The organism is Pseudomonas sp. Irchel s3a18 (assembly GCF_900187535.1).
GTDB lineage: Bacteria > Pseudomonadota > Gammaproteobacteria > Pseudomonadales > Pseudomonadaceae > Aquipseudomonas.
The window spans coordinates 107,992-124,759 of the sequence record NZ_FYDV01000008.1 but is presented as its reverse complement, the minus strand read 5'-3'; the positions used below and the strand labels follow the sequence as shown (position 1 = coordinate 124,759).

Sequence of the window (16,768 nt, the reverse complement as noted above, 5' to 3'; positions counted from 1 at the left end):
ACAAATCACCGAGAATGATTGCAAGAATAAACAATGGATGGCGGGCACAAAAAAACGCCGCCAGCTGCAAGGCTGGCGACGTTCTTTTTTTACTGCAGCCCGCTTACACGGTATGCAGGTACCAGTTGTATTCGAGGTCGGAGATGGAGTGTTCGAACTCCTCCAGCTCGCTCTCTTTACAGGCCACGAAGATATCGATGTATTTCGGATCGATGTACTTGGCCATGACTTCGCTGTCGTCCAGCTCACGCAGTGCATCGCGCAGGTTGTTCGGCAGGCTTTGCTCGTTCTGCTCGTAGCTGTTGCCTTCGACCGGAGCGCCCGGCTCGATCTTGTTCACCAGGCCGTGATGCACACCCGCCAGGACCGAAGCCATCAGCAGGTACGGGTTGGCGTCGGCACCGGCAACCCGGTGTTCCAGGCGGACCGCATCGGCGGAACCGGTGGGAACACGCAGGGCCACGGTACGGTTGTCCAGGCCCCAGCATGGCGAGTTCGGCACGTAGAACTGTGCGCCGAAACGACGGTAGGAGTTGACGTTCGGGCAGAGGAAAGCCATCTGCGCCGGTAGGGTCTCGAGCACACCGCCGATCGCGTGACGCAGTGCGGCGTTCTGCTCGGGATCCTCACTGGCAAAAATATTCTTGCCGTCTTTATCAAGGATCGAGATGTGGACGTGCAGACCGTTACCCGCCTGGCCTGGGTAAGGCTTGGCCATGAAGGTGGTGTCCATCTCATGGTCGTAGGCGATGTTTTTGATCAGACGCTTGAGCAGTACCGCGTAGTCGCAGGCCTTGATCGGGTCGGCAACGTGGTGCAGGTTCACTTCGAACTGCGCCGGAGCACTTTCCTTGACGATGGCGTCGGCAGGGATGCCTTGCTCTTTCGCACCTTCCAGAATGTCCTGGAGGCAGTCGACGTATTCGTCGAGGTCGTCGATCAGGTAGACCTGTGTCGAGTGCGGGCGTTTGCCGGAAACCGGCGAGCGAGGGGGTTGCGGGCGACCGTTCACGTTCTCCTGGTCGATCAGGTAGAACTCCAGTTCGAAGGCGGCGCAGATGGTCAGGCCCATTTCGTCGAACTTGCGCACTACATTGGCCAGCACTTCACGCGGGTCGGCGAAGAATGGCTCACCTTCGAGTTCGTGCATGGTCATCAACAGTTGCGCGGTAGGGCGCTTCTGCCAAGGCTCATTGCACAGGGTGTCAGGGATTGGATAGCAGATTCGGTCAGCATCGCCGATGTCCAGGCCCAGGCCGGTGCTTTCCACCGTCGAGCCATTGATATCCAGAGCAAATAGAGAGGCCGGCAGGTTGATGCCTTTCTCGTAAACCTTGTGGAGGCTGGTGCGTTCGATGCGCTTGCCGCGCACCACACCATTCATATCCGCAATCAGAAGGTCAACGTACAGAACCTCAGGATGTTCCTTAAGGAACGCGTTCGCTTCGTTAAGCTGAACGGCACGCGGGGGTACCGACATGATGCAACACCTTTGTTGTTAAAAATATCAATCATTGATCTTTTCAGATTCCAGTCAACCCCAACGGCATGCCGAAGTCAAGCGAGGCCTTAATTGCCCTAAAAAAGCGCTCGAATGGCATTTTTGGGGCGGTTTGGGGCGTTTTTATGCCTTTCACTTCTTTTGCTACAGCATGTTTGAGCGGGCCGTGTTGTATTTTTTACGGGGGTGTTGTGTAAAAAAATGAACAAGGCTAAGCTCGAATCAAACCCATAACAGCAATAATACCGGGGTGCTTCATGTCTCGCCTGCCGTTAATCGGCGTCACCGCCTGCTCCAGGCAGATCGGTCTGCATGCTTATCACATCAGTGGCGACAAGTACGTTCGTGCAGTGGCCACGGCAGCCAGAGGCTTGCCGGTAATTGTGCCGTTGCTGCCGGAGTTGCTGTCCCCGTCCGATATTCTGGACGGTCTGGATGGCATCCTGTTTACCGGTTCACCTTCCAATGTAGAACCTTTTCACTATAGCGGTCCTGCAAGTGCGCCGGGAACCGCCCATGATCCTGCACGCGATGCCACCACCCTGCCGCTGATTCGCGCCGCGGTGGCTGCTGGCATCCCGGTACTGGGGATCTGTCGTGGCTTTCAGGAAATGAACGTCGCATTCGGTGGCAGCCTGCACCAGAGCGTCCACGAGGCCGGTCCCTTCATGGATCACCGTGAAGACGACAGCCTGCCGCTGGAAGGGCAGTACGCCCCCAGCCACCCGATGCATATTCAGCCCGGTGGCGTGCTCGCGAGCCTGGGCCTGCCGAGCGTGATTTCAGTCAATTCGATTCATGGTCAGGGCGTTGAACGTCTGGCGCCGGGCCTGCACATCGAGGCGTTGGCGCCCGACGGATTGATCGAGGCGCTGTCTGTCAAGGACGCAGAGATCGAGGGAGACCAGGCTTTTGCTTTGGGGGTGCAATGGCACCCCGAATGGCAGGTAAGCTCCAACCCTCACTACCTTGCCATCTTCCAGGCATTTGGCGATGCCTGTCGCAAGCGGGCAATACAACGCGACGCCCACGCGTCAAACAACGCCTGACTCTTAATGAGGTCAGGAAACCCAGCCCAGAGGCATTTATGAGTAACAACCTCGACCAGCTCACCGATTGGTTGAAAGACCACAAGATCACAGAAGTCGAATGCATGATTGGCGACTTGACGGGGATCACCCGTGGCAAGATTTCGCCAACCAACAAGTTCATTGCCGAAAAAGGCATGCGCCTGCCCGAGAGTGTGTTGCTGCAAACAGTGACGGGCGACTATGTCGAAGACGACATCTATTACGAACTGCTCGACCCGGCCGACATCGACATGATCTGCCGTCCGGACGAAAACGCCGTATTCCTCGTGCCGTGGGCCATCGAACCGACCGCCCAGGTGATTCACGACACCTACGACAAGCAAGGCAACCCGATCGAGCTGTCGCCGCGCAACGTGCTCAAGAAGGTACTCAAGCTCTATTCCGACAAGGGCTGGCAGCCAATCGTGGCGCCGGAAATGGAGTTTTACCTGACCAAGCGCAGTGACGACCCGGACTATCCACTGCAACCGCCCATTGGCCGTTCCGGGCGTCCGGAGATCGGTCGCCAGTCGTTCTCCATTGAAGCGGCCAACGAATTCGACCCGTTGTTCGAAGACGTCTACGACTGGTGTGAACTGCAAGAGCTGGACCTGGACACCCTGATCCACGAAGACGGCACGGCGCAGATGGAAATCAACTTCCGTCACGGTGACGCGCTGTCCCTGGCCGACCAGATCCTGGTGTTCAAGCGCACCATGCGTGAGGCGGCGCTCAAGCACGACGTGGCGGCGACCTTCATGGCCAAGCCCATGACCGGTGAGCCCGGCAGTGCCATGCACCTGCACCAGAGCATCATCGACCTCGAGACCGGCAAGAACGTCTTCTCCAATGAAGACGGGACCATGAGCCAATTGTTCCTGCATCACATTGGTGGCCTGCAGAAGTTCATCCCTGAGTTGCTGCCGCTGTTCGCGCCCAACGTCAACTCGTTCCGCCGCTTCCTGCCGGACACCTCCGCACCGGTGAACGTGGAGTGGGGCGAAGAGAACCGTACCGTGGGCCTGCGGGTTCCGGATGCCGGGCCGCAAAACCGTCGGGTGGAAAACCGTCTGCCGGGCGCCGACGCCAACCCGTACCTGGCGATTGCCGCAAGCCTGCTCTGCGGCTACATCGGCATGGTCGAAGGCATCAACCCAAGTGCACCGGTGGTTGGACGGGGTTACGAGCGGCGCAACCTGCGTCTGCCGCTGACCATCGAAGACGCACTGGAGCGCATGGAAAACAGTGCCACCATCGAGAAGTACCTGGGCAATAAATTCATCACTGGCTACGTCGCGGTCAAGCGGGCCGAGCATGAAAACTTCAAGCGCGTGATCAGTTCGTGGGAACGGGAGTTCCTGTTGTTCGCCGTCTGATACGCCGGGTGCGGCCCTCAGAAGCCGCACTCTCACCTCACTAGGAGAGCTTTATGACCAGCCACAACCCGCAAACCCGTGAATGGCAAATTCTGAGCAACGATCACCACCTGGCGCCGTTCAGCGATTTCAAGCAGCTTAAAGAGAAAGGCCCGCGCATCATCACCCACGCCAAGGGCGTTTACCTGTGGGACAGCGAAGGCAACAAGATCCTCGACGGCATGGCCGGCCTGTGGTGCGTGGCCATCGGTTACGGTCGCGACGAGCTGGCCGATGCCGCCAGCAAGCAGATGCGTGAGCTGCCGTACTACAACCTGTTCTTCCAGACCGCTCACCCGCCGGTGCTGGAACTGGCCAAGGCCATCGCCGACATCGCACCAGAAGGCATGAACCACGTGTTCTTCACCGGTTCCGGTTCCGAAGGCAACGACACCATGCTGCGCATGGTTCGCCACTATTGGGCGATCAAGGGCCAGCCGAACAAGAAGGTCATCATCAGCCGTAAAAACGGTTACCACGGTTCGACCGTGGCCGGCGCCAGCCTGGGCGGCATGACCTATATGCACGAACAGGGCGACTTGCCGATCCCGGGCATCGTGCACATCCCGCAACCGTACTGGTTCGGTGAAGGCGGCGACATGACACCGGATGAGTTCGGTATCTGGGCGGCCAACCAGCTGGAAGCAAAGATTCTCGAAGTCGGCGTCGACAACGTTGGCGCCTTCATCGCCGAGCCGATCCAGGGTGCCGGCGGCGTGATCGTTCCGCCAGAAAGCTACTGGCCGCGTATCAAGGAAATCCTCGCCAAGTACGACATCCTGTTCGTCGCCGACGAAGTGATCTGTGGTTTCGGCCGTACCGGTGAGTGGTTCGGTAGCGATTTCTACGACCTCAAGCCCGACATGATGACCATCGCCAAGGGCCTGACCTCCGGCTACATCCCGATGGGTGGCCTGATCGTGCGCGATGAAGTGGTCGAGGTGCTGAACGAAGGCGGCGATTTCAACCACGGCTTCACTTACTCCGGCCACCCGGTTGCCGCGGCAGTGGCGCTGGAGAACATCCGCATTCTGCGCGAAGAGAAAATTATCGAGCGCGTTCATGCAGAAACGGCACCGTATTTGCAAAAGCGTCTACGGGAACTGAACGATCACCCGTTGGTGGGCGAAGTCCGTGGCGTCGGCCTGTTGGGTGCCATTGAACTGGTTCAGGACAAGGCCACGCGCAAGCGTTACGAGGGTAAGGGCGTAGGCATGATTTGCCGGCAGTTCTGCTTCGACAACGGCCTGATCATGCGCGCAGTGGGGGACACCATGATCATCTCGCCGCCCCTGGTGATTACACCGGCGGAAATCGACGAGCTGGTGGCCAAGGCGCGTCAGTGCCTGGACTTGACCCTGAGTGCATTGCAACGCTAAGTGCTAGGCTCTGAGCGAAGGGGAATACAGGCCCTTTCGCTCAGGGAGATCAGAAAGCTTGGCCTTTCCTTGAAAGACCGCCACTGAACTTGCCAGACTAGCCATAGTTCCAGTTGCCCGGGTTCGGCCGCGGAACAAGTGGTTCAAAAAAGAACAATTTGGAGCATTACGCATGAAGGCACTAGGTAAAAAGCTCGGTGGCAAGACACTGCTCGCCATGTCCCTGCTGGGGCTGATGGCTGGCGCGGTCCAGGCTGATGACAAGGTACTGCACGTTTACAACTGGTCTGACTACATCGCACCGGACACCGTCAAGAAGTTCGAAGACGAGTCGGGCATCAAAGTTGTCTATGACGTCTTCGACAGCAACGAGACCCTGGAAGCCAAGTTGCTGGCGGGCAAGTCCGGCTACGACATCGTCGTACCCTCGAACAACTTCCTGGCCAAGCAAATCAAGGCCGGCGTCTACCAGAAGCTGGACAAGTCCAAGCTGCCCAACTGGAAGAACCTGAACCCTGAGCTGCTCAAAGCCGTCTCGGTCAGCGACCCGGGCAACGAACATGCCTTCCCGTACATGTGGGGCTCGATCGGTATCGGTTTCAATGCCGACAAGGTCAAGGCCGCCCTGGGTGCCGATGCACCGACCAACTCCTGGGACCTGCTGTTCAAGCCGGAAAACGCGGCCAAGCTGAAATCCTGTGGCATCAGTTTCCTCGACTCGCCTACCGAGATGATCCCGGTGGCGCTGCACTACCTGGGCTATCCGACCGACAGCCAGGACAAGAAACAACTGGCCGAAGCCGAAGCGCTGTTCCTGAAGATCCGTCCTTCGGTGGGCTACTTCCACTCGTCCAAGTACATCTCCGACCTGGCCAACGGCAACATCTGCGTGGCCGTGGGTTACTCGGGTGACATCTACCAGGCCAAGGCCCGCGCGGCTGAAGCCGGTGACAAGGTCAAGGTCAGCTACAACATTCCGAAAGAAGGTGCAGGCAGCTTCTACGACATGGTCGCCATCCCCAAGGATGCCGAGAACGTCGAGGGCGCCTACAAGTTCATGACCTTCCTGATGAAGCCGGAAATCATGGCTGAAATCACCAACGCCGTACGTTTCCCGAACGGTAACGCGGCAGCCACGGCACTGGTCGACAAAGACATCACCAGCGACCCGGGTGTTTATCCGCCGGCGGATGTTCTGGCCAAGCTGTATGCGATTGCCGACTTGCCGGCCGCTACCCAGCGGATCCTGACCCGTAGCTGGACCAAGATCAAATCCGGTAAATAAGCCGGTTTGAAGCACTGTCCTGTTGCCGTCGTCGTGCTGACGGCGGCATCAGGAACAATTAAATGACAGAAAGTTTTGCTGGATCGGTTTATCGAGGGTAAGTTGCGCGCCGGTTTTGTTGCCAGGCAGCCACGGCTGTCATGTAACGCTGGGCAACTTGGGCCCAACTATTTAAGAGGACCACCACTTGCCTATTTCTTTGTTTCGCAAAGCCATGCTGGTTGGCGCCGGCCTGACACTCGCCGTCAGTGTGCAAGCCGCACCCACCGTGCATATTTATAACTGGTCGGACTACATCGGCGAAAACACCCTGGCGGACTTCGAAAAAGCCACGGGCATCAAGCCGGTGTATGACGTGTTTGATTCCAATGAAACCCTGGAAGGCAAGTTGCTGGCCGGGCGTACCGGTTATGACGTGGTCGTGCCGTCCAACCACTTCCTGGGCAAACAGATCAAGGCCGGGGCATTCCAGAAGCTCGACAAGTCGCAGCTGCCCAACTACGCCAACCTTGATCCGGTGCTGCTCAAGCGCCTCGAACAAAACGACCCGGGCAACCTGTATGCCGTGCCGTATCTGTGGGGCACCAACGGCATCGGTTACAACGTCGACAAGGTCAAGGCCGTACTGGGCGTCGACAAGATCGACTCCTGGGGCGTGCTGTTCGAACCGGAAAACATCAAGAAGCTGCAAAGCTGTGGCGTAGCCTTCCTGGATTCCGCCGATGAAATGATGCCGACGGTCCTCAACTACATGGGCCTGAATGCCAACAGCACCAACCCTGAGGATTACAAGAAGGCGGAAGCCAAGCTGCTCGCGGTACGGCCTTACGTGACTTACTTCCATTCCTCCAAATACATTGCAGACCTGGCCAACGGCGACATTTGCGTGGCGATCGGTTTCTCCGGCGACATCTTCCAGGCCAAGGCGCGTGCAGCCGAAGCTGGCAAGGGCGTGAACATCGCGTACTCGATTCCGAAAGAAGGCGGCGCGTTGTGGTTCGACATGCTGGCGATTCCCAAGGACTCGTCCAACGTCAAGCAAGCCAATGCGTTCATCAACTACTTGCTCAAGCCTGAGGTGATTGCCCAGGTCAGCGATTATGTCGGCTATGCCAACCCGAACCCTGCGTCGGACAAGCTGATGGATCAGTCGATTCGCGAAGACGAGTCGGTGTATCCACCACAAGTGGTCCTCGACAAGACCTACGTGTCGATCGAGCTGCCACCGAACATTCAACGCTTGATGACCCGCAGCTGGACCAAGGTCAAGTCGGGTAAATAGTGACAAAGGCTCAACCTATCCAAGGTTTCGCCCGTATTGGGCGAACTGCACTCTTTTTGTTGGGAGTTTCGTAAATGGCAGTTGCCTCCGGCGCCTATAAGAAAGCCCTCGAGGGCGACCAGACACCTAAGCAGGTGCTGGTCAAAATCGACCGGGTCACGAAGAAGTTCGACGAGACGATTGCCGTGGACGATGTGTCCCTGGAAATCAAGAAAGGCGAGATCTTCGCCCTGCTCGGCGGTTCGGGATCGGGCAAATCGACCTTGCTGCGCATGCTCGCAGGGTTCGAACGGCCTACGGAGGGACGCATTTTCCTCGACGGCGTGGACATCACGGACATGCCGCCGTACGAGCGCCCGATCAACATGATGTTCCAGTCCTACGCCCTGTTCCCGCACATGACGGTAGCGCAGAACATTGCCTTCGGCCTCAAGCAGGACAAGATCCCGACGGCCGAGGTCGACGCCCGAGTGGCCGAGATGCTCAAGCTGGTGCAGATGAGCCAGTACGCCAAACGTAAGCCGCACCAGCTCTCCGGTGGTCAGCGCCAGCGTGTGGCCCTGGCCCGATCCCTGGCCAAGCGCCCGAAGCTGTTGCTGCTCGACGAACCGATGGGTGCGCTGGACAAGAAACTGCGCTCGCAGATGCAACTGGAGCTGGTGGAAATCATCGAGCGTGTGGGCGTGACCTGCGTCATGGTGACCCACGATCAGGAAGAGGCCATGACCATGGCCGAGCGCATCGCGATCATGCACCTGGGCTGGATCGCCCAGATCGGCAGCCCGATCGACATCTACGAAACCCCGACCAGCCGCCTGGTCTGCGAGTTCATCGGCAACGTCAACATCTTCGAAGGTGAAGTGGTGGACGACGCCGAGGGCCATGCGCTGATCACCTGCAAGGACCTGGATCGCAACATCTACGTGGGGCACGGCATCAGCACCTCGGTGCAGGACAAGTCGGTGACCTACGCGATTCGCCCGGAAAAACTGCTGGTCACCGCAGAAATGCCGACCTGCGAACACAACTGGTCGAGCGGTAAGGTGCATGACATTGCCTACCTGGGCGGCCACTCGGTGTTCTACGTCGAGCTGCCGAGCGGCAAGCTGGTGCAGTCGTTCGTGGCCAACGCCGAACGTCGCGGGCAGCGTCCGACCTGGGGCGACCAGGTCTACGTCTGGTGGGAAGATGACAGCGGCGTGGTACTGCGCTCATGAACATGCGAAAGCTCAAGCGTCGACTCAGTCGAATAATTCCCGGTGGCCGTCAGCTGGTCATCGGGGTTCCGTTCCTCTGGCTGTTCCTGTTCTTCATGTTGCCGTTCTTCATCGTGTTGAAGATCAGCTTCGCCGAAGCGGACGTGGCCATTCCACCGTACACCGAGATCTACAGCTTCGTTGAGCAGAAGCTGCAGCTGCTGCTCAACCTCGGCAACTACGTGATGCTCAGCGAGGATGAGCTGTACATCGCCGCTTACCTCGGCTCGTTGAAGATGGCGCTGATCAGCACCATCCTCTGTTTGCTGATCGGCTACCCGATGGCCTATGCCATTGCCAGTGCGCGCAAGGAAATGCAGACCGTGCTGGTGCTGCTGATCATGATGCCGACCTGGACCGCGATCCTGATCCGCGTGTACGCGTGGATGGGCATCCTCAGCAACAACGGGCTGCTCAATGGCTTCCTGATGACCATGGGCTGGATCGACGAACCGCTGCAGATCCTCAATACCAACCTGGCGGTCTATATCGGCGTGGTCTATTCCTACCTGCCGTTCATGATCCTGCCGCTCTACGCCAACCTGGTGAAGCACGACACCAGCTTGCTGGAAGCCGCGTCCGACTTGGGTTCGAGCACCTTCAACAGCTTTTGGAAGATCACCGTGCCGCTGTCGAAAAACGGCATCATTGCCGGCTGCATGCTGGTGTTCATCCCGGTGGTGGGTGAGTTCGTGATCCCGGAACTGCTGGGCGGTCCGGAAACCCTGATGATCGGTAAAGTGCTGTGGCAAGAGTTCTTCAACAACCGTGACTGGCCGGTGGCGTCTGCCTTGGCTGTGGTGATGCTGGCAATCCTGATTGTGCCGATCATTCTGTTCAACCGCAGTCAGGCCAAGGAAATGGAGGGTAGAGAATGAAGCGCTTTCGTTTCTCCAGCCTGATGCTGGTGCTGGGCCTGTTGTTCATCTACCTGCCGATGCTGATCTTGGTGATCTACTCGTTCAACGCCTCGAAACTGGTAACGGTCTGGGGCGGCTGGTCGATCAAGTGGTACGTCGGCCTGCTGGACAACTCCCAGCTGATGGGTTCGGTGGTGCGCTCGCTGGAAATCGCCTGCTACACCGCGATTGCAGCGGTTGCCCTGGGCACCCTGGCGGCCTTCGTGCTGACCCGGATTACCCACTTCAAGGGCCGCACGCTGTTCGGTGGCCTGGTGACCGCGCCGCTGGTAATGCCGGAAGTGATCACCGGTCTGTCGCTGCTGCTGCTGTTCGTGGCCATGGCGCAGATGATCGGCTGGCCGCAGGAGCGTGGCATCGTCACCATCTGGATCGCCCACACCACGTTCTGCGCCGCCTATGTGGCGGTGGTGGTGTCGGCGCGGTTGCGCGAGCTGGACCTGTCCATCGAAGAGGCGGCCATGGATCTGGGTGCGAAGCCGTGGAAGGTGTTCTTCCTGATCACCATCCCGATGATCGCGCCGTCGCTGGCGGCGGGCGGCATGATGTCCTTTGCGTTGTCCCTGGATGACCTGGTGCTCGCCAGCTTCGTCTCCGGCCCAGGTTCCACCACCCTGCCGATGGAAGTGTTCTCGGCGGTGCGCCTGGGCGTGAAGCCCGAGATCAACGCCGTGGCCAGCCTGATCCTGCTGGCGGTATCGATCGTGACCTTCCTGGTCTGGTTCTTCAGCCGTCGCGCCGAAGAAAACCGCAAGCGTGCAATTCAGCAAGCCATCGAGGAAAGTGCCGCCGATTCCTGGAAACAACCGGACGTGCGCCGGGCCCAGGCACCGGAAGCGGCTTAAGCCCGCTGTACAAAAAACCTCGCTCCCGGCATCGGGAGCGAGGTTTTTTTATGCCTTCGGTCTGGCGTATCCGATGTCATGGGATTGCAGGTTTTCAGTCGCTACTGCGCGCCCCGCGCCGGCAGCAGTTTCAAGGTGCTGCGGGTATTGGCGGTCACTTCTTCTTCGCTGAAGTGCGCTTGATGGTAGATACCTTCGACATAGGCTTCGGCCTGGTCGGCGTAGTGCGGGTCGAACGGCACGCCGCTCTGGCCGACCGGGTTGATGGTCAGGCCGTGGGCGGGGTCGGCGAAATCGATGATGCGTCGGGTCGACGGGCCGTAGGTCACGAGCCACGGCGCGGGGCCGATCTTGGCCGAGAGGTTGTTCGGCACCTCATGGGTGCCGGGAGCCTCGAACGGGCCGACGTCGAAGATGCGCTCCAGGGGCTTTTGCGTGCCCAGCGGATGGTTATGGGTCAGGGTATGGGCCTTGCCCCATTGCCATTGGGAGGCATCCGGGCCGAGGGTGGTTTTCAGGTGCGCCAGGCTGGCATTCCAGGCGGCCTTGACCACGTCGGCACGGGTTTCCCTGACCGGTGTGGCGCGGTTGTCCCACCACGGCGAATCCGCGTTCGCCGCCAACCGTGGCAGCGCGGCATCGATCACCCGGGTCGAGAGCAGGGTGCCGAAAAAGCTGTCGCCGAGTTCGTCATGCAGTGCGCCGTCGGCCAGGTTGAACAGGAACTGGTTGAACAGCGTGGCGCTGATGGACTCCAGCGGGTAGTCGCCTTTCCACAGTGCCAGTTGTTCCACCCATTTGCGCTCCTGCGGGTCGCTGACCACGTCACGCAATACCGGCAACAGCGGTGCCAGGAGGCGAGGGCCGTAGCCAGTGGTGGTGCCCAGTTGCAGTTTCTGGGTGGCGTCGATGTCCCACTTCAGGTTCTTGTCGCTGAGCTGAAGGTTGAGCTGCTGGCCACGGTCGGCCAGGTTGTAGTAACCAGGAATCTCCATGCCTGTCGGCGAGACCGGCTGGAAGTTGGCCGAGACGATGTAGCCGCGCGCCGGGTTTTCTTCCTGCGGGTTGGCGCTGAACGGGTAGAAGCCTTCTTTGTCGGCCTGGTGGGTGCTGCCGTCGAGGATGAAGCCTGGCTTGACCCCGGCCGGACGCTTGGGCAGTTGTGCCGCGGCCCACCAACCGATATCGCCCTTGGCGTTGGCCCAGACGATATTCAGCCCGGGTGCCTGCACCTTGGCGGACGCGGCGCGGGCCTTGGCCAGGGTGTCGGCGCGATTGAGCTGGTAGAAGCCTTCGAGGATCGGGTTCTGGGTGTCGAGGAACGCCCACCACATGGCGATCGGGGTCTTGCCGGCGTTGGCGCCGAGCACGTCGTTGATGATCGGCCCGTGGGGCGACTGACGCAGGGTGAAGTTGACCGGCGCCTGGCCCTTCACGGCAATCTGCTGCTCGGTCGTGACCAGGTCGACCCACTTGTCGTGGTACCAGACCTGATTGGGATTGTCCGGGTTGACCTTCTCGGCGATCAGGTCGAGGTCATCGTTCTGGAACATCGTCAGGCTCCAGCCGAAGTCCAGGTTGTGACCCAGGAATGCGAAGGGCACCAGTGCCTGATGGTGGCCGTAGAGTTCCAGGCCCGGTGCCGACAGCTGGGCCTCGTACCACACCGCCGGCGTCGAGAAACGAATGTGCGGGTCACCGGCCAGCAAGGGCTTGCCACTCTTGGTGTGGTTGCCGGCAATCACCCAGGCGTTGCTGCCTTCGAATTGCGGCAGGCCGTTGTCGGCCAGCGCTTGCTCGCTCAGGCGGGCAATGGCATTGAGGTCTTGCCAGTCACTGGTGCTGAGGGCTGGGGCATTGGGGGTGTGCTGCTGGGCCAGCACACCCTTGGGCTGCCAGTCGAGGTCGAAGATATTCAGGTAGTCGTGGCCCAACTGATCACGCACGTAGGTCAGTATCGGTTCGGTGCGAAAGGCCGCGGCAAAGCTGTAGGCCATGTAGCCGGCGACGCTGACGCTGTCCTGCGCGGTGAACGGGCGCTTGCGGATGCCCAGCACGTCGAACTCCACCGGTGCGGCGTGAGTGTCCTGATACTGGTTGATCCCGTCCAGGTAGGCTTGCAGGGCCTTCCACGCCGGGGATTGCTTGTCGAGCGCGGCCACATAGCTGTCGGCGCGCTCACGGATGCGCAGGCTGCGAAACAGCTTGTCGGTGTCGAGCAGCTTGGGACCCAGTACTTCGGCCAGTTCGCCCCGGGACAGGCGGCGCATGGCTTCCATCTGGAACAGTCGGTCCTGGGCCTGCACATAGCCGAGGGTGCGGTACAGGTCGAGTTCGCTTTCGGCGCGAATGTGCGGCACGCCGCGCTCGTCGTAACGCACCGTCACCGACCCTTCCAGATGCTGCAACTGCACCAGGCCCTGGCGCGAAGGCTGTTTGCTGTACACGTACCAGCCAGCGCCGACGATGAGGGCCGCAAGCAGTACAGCCAGTAGGGTCAGGACGCGTTTCATGGGAACTCCTTGTTCTTTTTATGGGTGCCGCCAGCCAGGGCGATCACATTTAGCACAGACCTTGTGCGTCGGGCATCACCTACCTTGAAAAGTCCTGAATGCCCTACTGCGGTTCACTGGCCCACGGGCAATAGCAGCCCACCGCCAGGGTGTGGGTGGCGCTGACGGGACGGTCTTCGCTGAGGGCTTGCAGGATGGGTTCGATAAAGCTGTTGCTCGAGTTGCACGTCAGGCCTTCGCTGTAAGGCCCGAAGTACGCCAGTTTGCCGCTGCGATCCCAGATCGCCACCGCCGGGCTGGCGGGGATCTGTTCCGAGCCTGGGAGGATTTCCAGGGTTTTCAGGCCGCTCAGGGTGCCGGGCAACTGCCCCTGGCTGCCGGGTTTCTGGACCGCGTAGAACTGCACGCCTTGGGGGGCGTAGTGCGTCAGCAGCTCGGCCAGGTGCTGTTGATTGCCGACGTTGCATGGGCACGCCGGGTCCCAGAAGTGCACGACGCGAATCGCGCCGGGGCCGGCCAGGTGCTCGGGAAGACGCAAGGGGTCGCCGGAAAACACCGCCGTGTGCGAGCTGAATGCCCGCAGGTAGCGCCCCTGAAACCAGTCGTACGCCGCCCACAGCACGCCGGCGCATATCAGGGCGAGCAGGGCGGCAAGCAATGTCGTGCGGGAGTGCGGGCGCATACGAAACCATCCTTGAAGGTGGCGTAGCTTGCCATGCTTGCCACGACAGATGAATATCGCAGGCCCATAAAGTCTGTTTCGCGCTCCGCGCTTTGCCTGGAAACCCGCCATGCCTGCCACCTTCGATCCCGATCACCTGCGCGCCAGCCTGCGGCCCCTGGCACAGGCGCAGCCGCTGTCGGTGGAGGCCCGGGCCTACCGGAATTTCTACGGGCTGGATTTCCCGGGGCGCACGCTGCGCACGGGGCTTGGCCGTTTCGAGGTGGACGGTTATGAACTGGTCAGCCAGCTCTGGTGGCCCGAGGGGGCGAAGGCGACGCTGTTTCTGTTTCACGGCTTCTACGATCACACCGGGCTGTACCGGCATGTGATCGAGTGGGCACTGGATCAGGGTTTTGCCGTGATCGCTTGCGACTTGCCGGGGCACGGTTTGTCCAGCGGCGAGCGTGCCAGCATCCGGGATTTCGCCGAGTACCAGGACACGCTGCAAGGGGTGTTCGCCGAGGCGCGATCCGTTGGCCTGCCACAGCCGTGGCATCTGTGTGGGCAGAGTACCGGCGGGGCGATCGTGATTGATCATGTGCTCAATCAGGGTGCGAACAGTCCGGCCCAGGGCCAGGTGATTCTGCTGTCACCCCTGGTGCGGCCACGGGCCTGGGGCTGGTCGCAGTTCAGTTATTACCTGCTCAAGCCGTTCGTCAAAGGCATCGCCCGACGTTTCAGCGAGAACTCCAACGACCCGACGTTCTTGCCCTTTCTGCAGGCCGACCCGCTGCAGCCACAACGCTTGCCGACCGCCTGGGTCGGGGCGCTAGCGAGCTGGATCAAGCGCATCGAAGCGGCCCCACGCAGCAGTCGTACGCCGTTGATCGTGCAGGGGCAGTCAGACATGACGGTGGATTGGCAGCACAACCTTGAGGTACTGGCAGGCAAGTTCGAACGCCCGCAGGTGTTGAAACTGCCCGAGGCCCGCCATCATCTGGCGAACGAAACCCAGGCGTTGCGCCAGGAGTATTTCGGGTTTTTGACCAAGCGGATGAAGGGCTGGAATCGTTAGCGCCTGTTGCGATTCGCCGAAAGCGATCGTCCAGGCACCGAAGATTACGGGTTGAGGCTCGAGGTACTCTGGCCCACTGCCAACCCCGCGCGAATCGCCGCCAGTGCCGCCTGGTAGTAAGCCTTGCCTTGTGGCGACTCGGCGAACGTGGCGAATTCTTCAAGCTCCGGATCGGACAGGTCGCGATACACGTAGAGCAAGGTGTTGTTCAGATCGCTGCCAATCTGTTCCATCAAGCGCTGGCGCTGGCCGTTCAACATGCCTTGGGCCTGGCCGCCGCCGAGCAGGCCGGGAATCATCTGGCTCAGGCTGTCCGCCGCCACGCCGGCGATTGCCAGGCTGACTTCGGCACCGGCTTCGCGCGCGGGCAGGGCCTGGGCCAAGTGCCCGATGATCAACTGGCGAGTGTCGCTGGCTTCCATTTTCGGCAGGCCCTTGGCGTTTTTCGCCAACTGGTCGCGGCGGGTCGCGAGCAACTCGGCGGCGATGATCTTGCGCCCCAGGGGTGACTGGAAGAAGGCTAGTGCCGGTTTCGGATCCGGGAGGTTTTTACGCAGTTGCGCTTCGGCGCGGCGATCCATGGCCTGCGGCGCAAAGCGTTGATTGCTGTTATTGACCAGCGCTTGGAATACCGCTGGCGGCAAACTATTTTGGTAGCGCTGCTGGGCGGCGGTCAGGGCATCGTTAAAATGCGCTCGCTGCTCTGGCCAACCGGCGACCTTGTATAACTGGTCGTGGCCGTCTGCCCAAGCGGGAAAAGTGCAGAGCATCAACAGTGAAAAAAGCAAACGGCGCATAAGGACTCCTGTCGGCAGGCGACTATTCTCCGGGGCCAGACACAGGTTGTCGAGAATTCGTATCAGGATCGTCTGCTTATCCGACGATCCTCCGCTATGCGGTGCTGTCGGATTTGCTGGCGCAGGAATACTATGCGCGCCATGCACATACCCTCTGATCACCCGCTGCTGTTACGTATCGTTGACGACCTGGCTGCACGCGGCTGGTCGCAGCAGGCTATTTTCTTGCCTCAGGGTCTGACCACCGAGCTGGCGGCTGAATGCCGCAAGCGTGCGGCCGAGGGTGAACTGGCGCCGGCGGCGGTAGGGCGCGGGCCGTTCTCGGAGATTCGCGAAGGTATCCGTGGCGATCACATTCAGTGGCTGGAGCCCGGGCAAGCCGAGGCCTGCGACCGCTATCTGGGTTTGATGGACAGCCTGCGCGAGGCATTGAACCGCGGCTTGTTTCTGGGCCTTGAGGATTTCGAAAGCCATTTCGCCCTGTACCCGCCCGGGGCGTTCTACCTCAAGCATGTCGACCGTTTTCGCGACGACGACCGGCGCATGGTCTCGGCGGTGATCTACCTCAACGATGCCTGGTTGCCGGAACATGGCGGTCAGTTGCGGATGTACCTGGAGGAGGACGCCGAGCATGATGTGGTGCCCACGGGTGGCTGTCTGGTGGTATTCCTGTCAGGCGAAGTGCCCCATGAAGTCCTGCCCGCGACCCGCGAACGCCTGTCATTGACCGGCTGGTTTCGCCGGCGGGGCAACGAGCCGTTCTGAT

14 protein-coding genes are annotated in these 16,768 nt (G+C 60.3%); 10 read left to right on the top strand and 4 right to left on the bottom strand.

The features are described from left to right. Window positions 1–103: 103 nt before the first annotated feature. Complete coding sequence (locus CKW29_RS13610) at window positions 104–1,480, bottom strand: glutamine synthetase family protein (protein ID WP_095148654.1); 1,377 nt, start codon at window positions 1,478–1,480, stop codon at window positions 104–106. 278 nt (window positions 1,481–1,758) lie between these two features. On the opposite strand from CKW29_RS13610, the gene CKW29_RS13605 reads away from it, so the two are divergent. The 8 genes from CKW29_RS13605 to CKW29_RS13570 all read left to right on the top strand — a co-directional run bounded on the left by CKW29_RS13605 (window position 1,759) and on the right by CKW29_RS13570 (window position 10,953). Beyond that, window positions 1,759–2,550, top strand: coding sequence for a gamma-glutamyl-gamma-aminobutyrate hydrolase family protein (locus tag CKW29_RS13605; RefSeq protein ID WP_095148653.1), 792 nt, complete (start codon window positions 1,759–1,761; stop codon window positions 2,548–2,550). 38 nt (window positions 2,551–2,588) lie between these two features. Beyond that, on the top strand, window positions 2,589–3,947 hold the full coding sequence (locus CKW29_RS13600) for a glutamine synthetase family protein (protein WP_095145956.1): 1,359 nt from the start codon (window positions 2,589–2,591) through the stop codon (window positions 3,945–3,947). Window positions 3,948–4,000: 53 nt separating this feature from the next. Then, complete coding sequence (locus CKW29_RS13595) at window positions 4,001–5,365, top strand: aspartate aminotransferase family protein (RefSeq protein WP_095148652.1); 1,365 nt, start codon at window positions 4,001–4,003, stop codon at window positions 5,363–5,365. 172 nt (window positions 5,366–5,537) lie between these two features. Further along, entirely contained in the window at window positions 5,538–6,650 is a 1,113-nt protein-coding gene (locus CKW29_RS13590; protein ID WP_095145959.1) for a polyamine ABC transporter substrate-binding protein, read from the top strand. A gap of 187 nt (window positions 6,651–6,837) precedes the next feature. After that, a complete protein-coding gene (locus CKW29_RS13585) occupies window positions 6,838–7,932 on the top strand; it encodes a polyamine ABC transporter substrate-binding protein (protein ID WP_095148651.1) in 1,095 nt (364 codons plus the stop codon). A 74-nt stretch (window positions 7,933–8,006) separates the two neighbouring features. Then, complete coding sequence (locus CKW29_RS13580; RefSeq protein WP_095145963.1) at window positions 8,007–9,149, top strand: ABC transporter ATP-binding protein; 1,143 nt, start codon at window positions 8,007–8,009, stop codon at window positions 9,147–9,149. Beyond that, window positions 9,146–10,066, top strand: a complete 921-nt coding sequence (locus tag CKW29_RS13575; RefSeq protein WP_095145965.1) for an ABC transporter permease subunit — start codon at window positions 9,146–9,148, stop codon at window positions 10,064–10,066. Before CKW29_RS13580 ends, CKW29_RS13575 begins: the two co-directional genes overlap by 4 nt. Further along, on the top strand, window positions 10,063–10,953 hold the full coding sequence (locus CKW29_RS13570; RefSeq protein WP_095081811.1) for an ABC transporter permease subunit: 891 nt from the start codon (window positions 10,063–10,065) through the stop codon (window positions 10,951–10,953). The genes CKW29_RS13575 and CKW29_RS13570 overlap by 4 nt, the downstream gene beginning before the upstream one ends. A gap of 101 nt (window positions 10,954–11,054) precedes the next feature. On the opposite strand, the gene CKW29_RS13565 is transcribed toward CKW29_RS13570, so the two are convergent. Both CKW29_RS13565 and CKW29_RS13560 read right to left on the bottom strand, forming a co-directional pair. Continuing rightward, window positions 11,055–13,466, bottom strand: coding sequence for a penicillin acylase family protein (locus CKW29_RS13565; RefSeq protein ID WP_095148650.1), 2,412 nt, complete (start codon window positions 13,464–13,466; stop codon window positions 11,055–11,057). Window positions 13,467–13,569: 103 nt separating this feature from the next. Beyond that, window positions 13,570–14,148 (bottom strand): DUF6436 domain-containing protein, encoded by a 579-nt coding sequence (locus CKW29_RS13560; protein ID WP_095145969.1) that lies wholly within the window; start codon window positions 14,146–14,148, stop codon window positions 13,570–13,572. 109 nt (window positions 14,149–14,257) lie between these two features. On the opposite strand from CKW29_RS13560, the gene CKW29_RS13555 reads away from it, so the two are divergent. After that, window positions 14,258–15,205, top strand: a complete 948-nt coding sequence (locus CKW29_RS13555; RefSeq protein ID WP_095145970.1) for an alpha/beta hydrolase — start codon at window positions 14,258–14,260, stop codon at window positions 15,203–15,205. A 44-nt stretch (window positions 15,206–15,249) separates the two neighbouring features. Here CKW29_RS13555 and CKW29_RS13550 read toward each other — a convergent pair whose 3' ends face one another. After that, the gene (locus tag CKW29_RS13550; protein WP_095145971.1) at window positions 15,250–16,002 is read right to left on the bottom strand and encodes a DUF2059 domain-containing protein; all 753 of its coding nucleotides are present in this window, start codon (window positions 16,000–16,002) and stop codon (window positions 15,250–15,252) included. 132 nt (window positions 16,003–16,134) lie between these two features. Here CKW29_RS13550 and CKW29_RS13545 point away from each other — a divergent pair, with 132 nt between their 5' ends. Beyond that, window positions 16,135–16,767: a 2OG-Fe(II) oxygenase gene (locus CKW29_RS13545; protein ID WP_095145972.1), complete on the top strand. Its 633-nt coding sequence runs from the start codon at window positions 16,135–16,137 to the stop codon at window positions 16,765–16,767. Window position 16,768 lies beyond the last annotated feature (1 nt).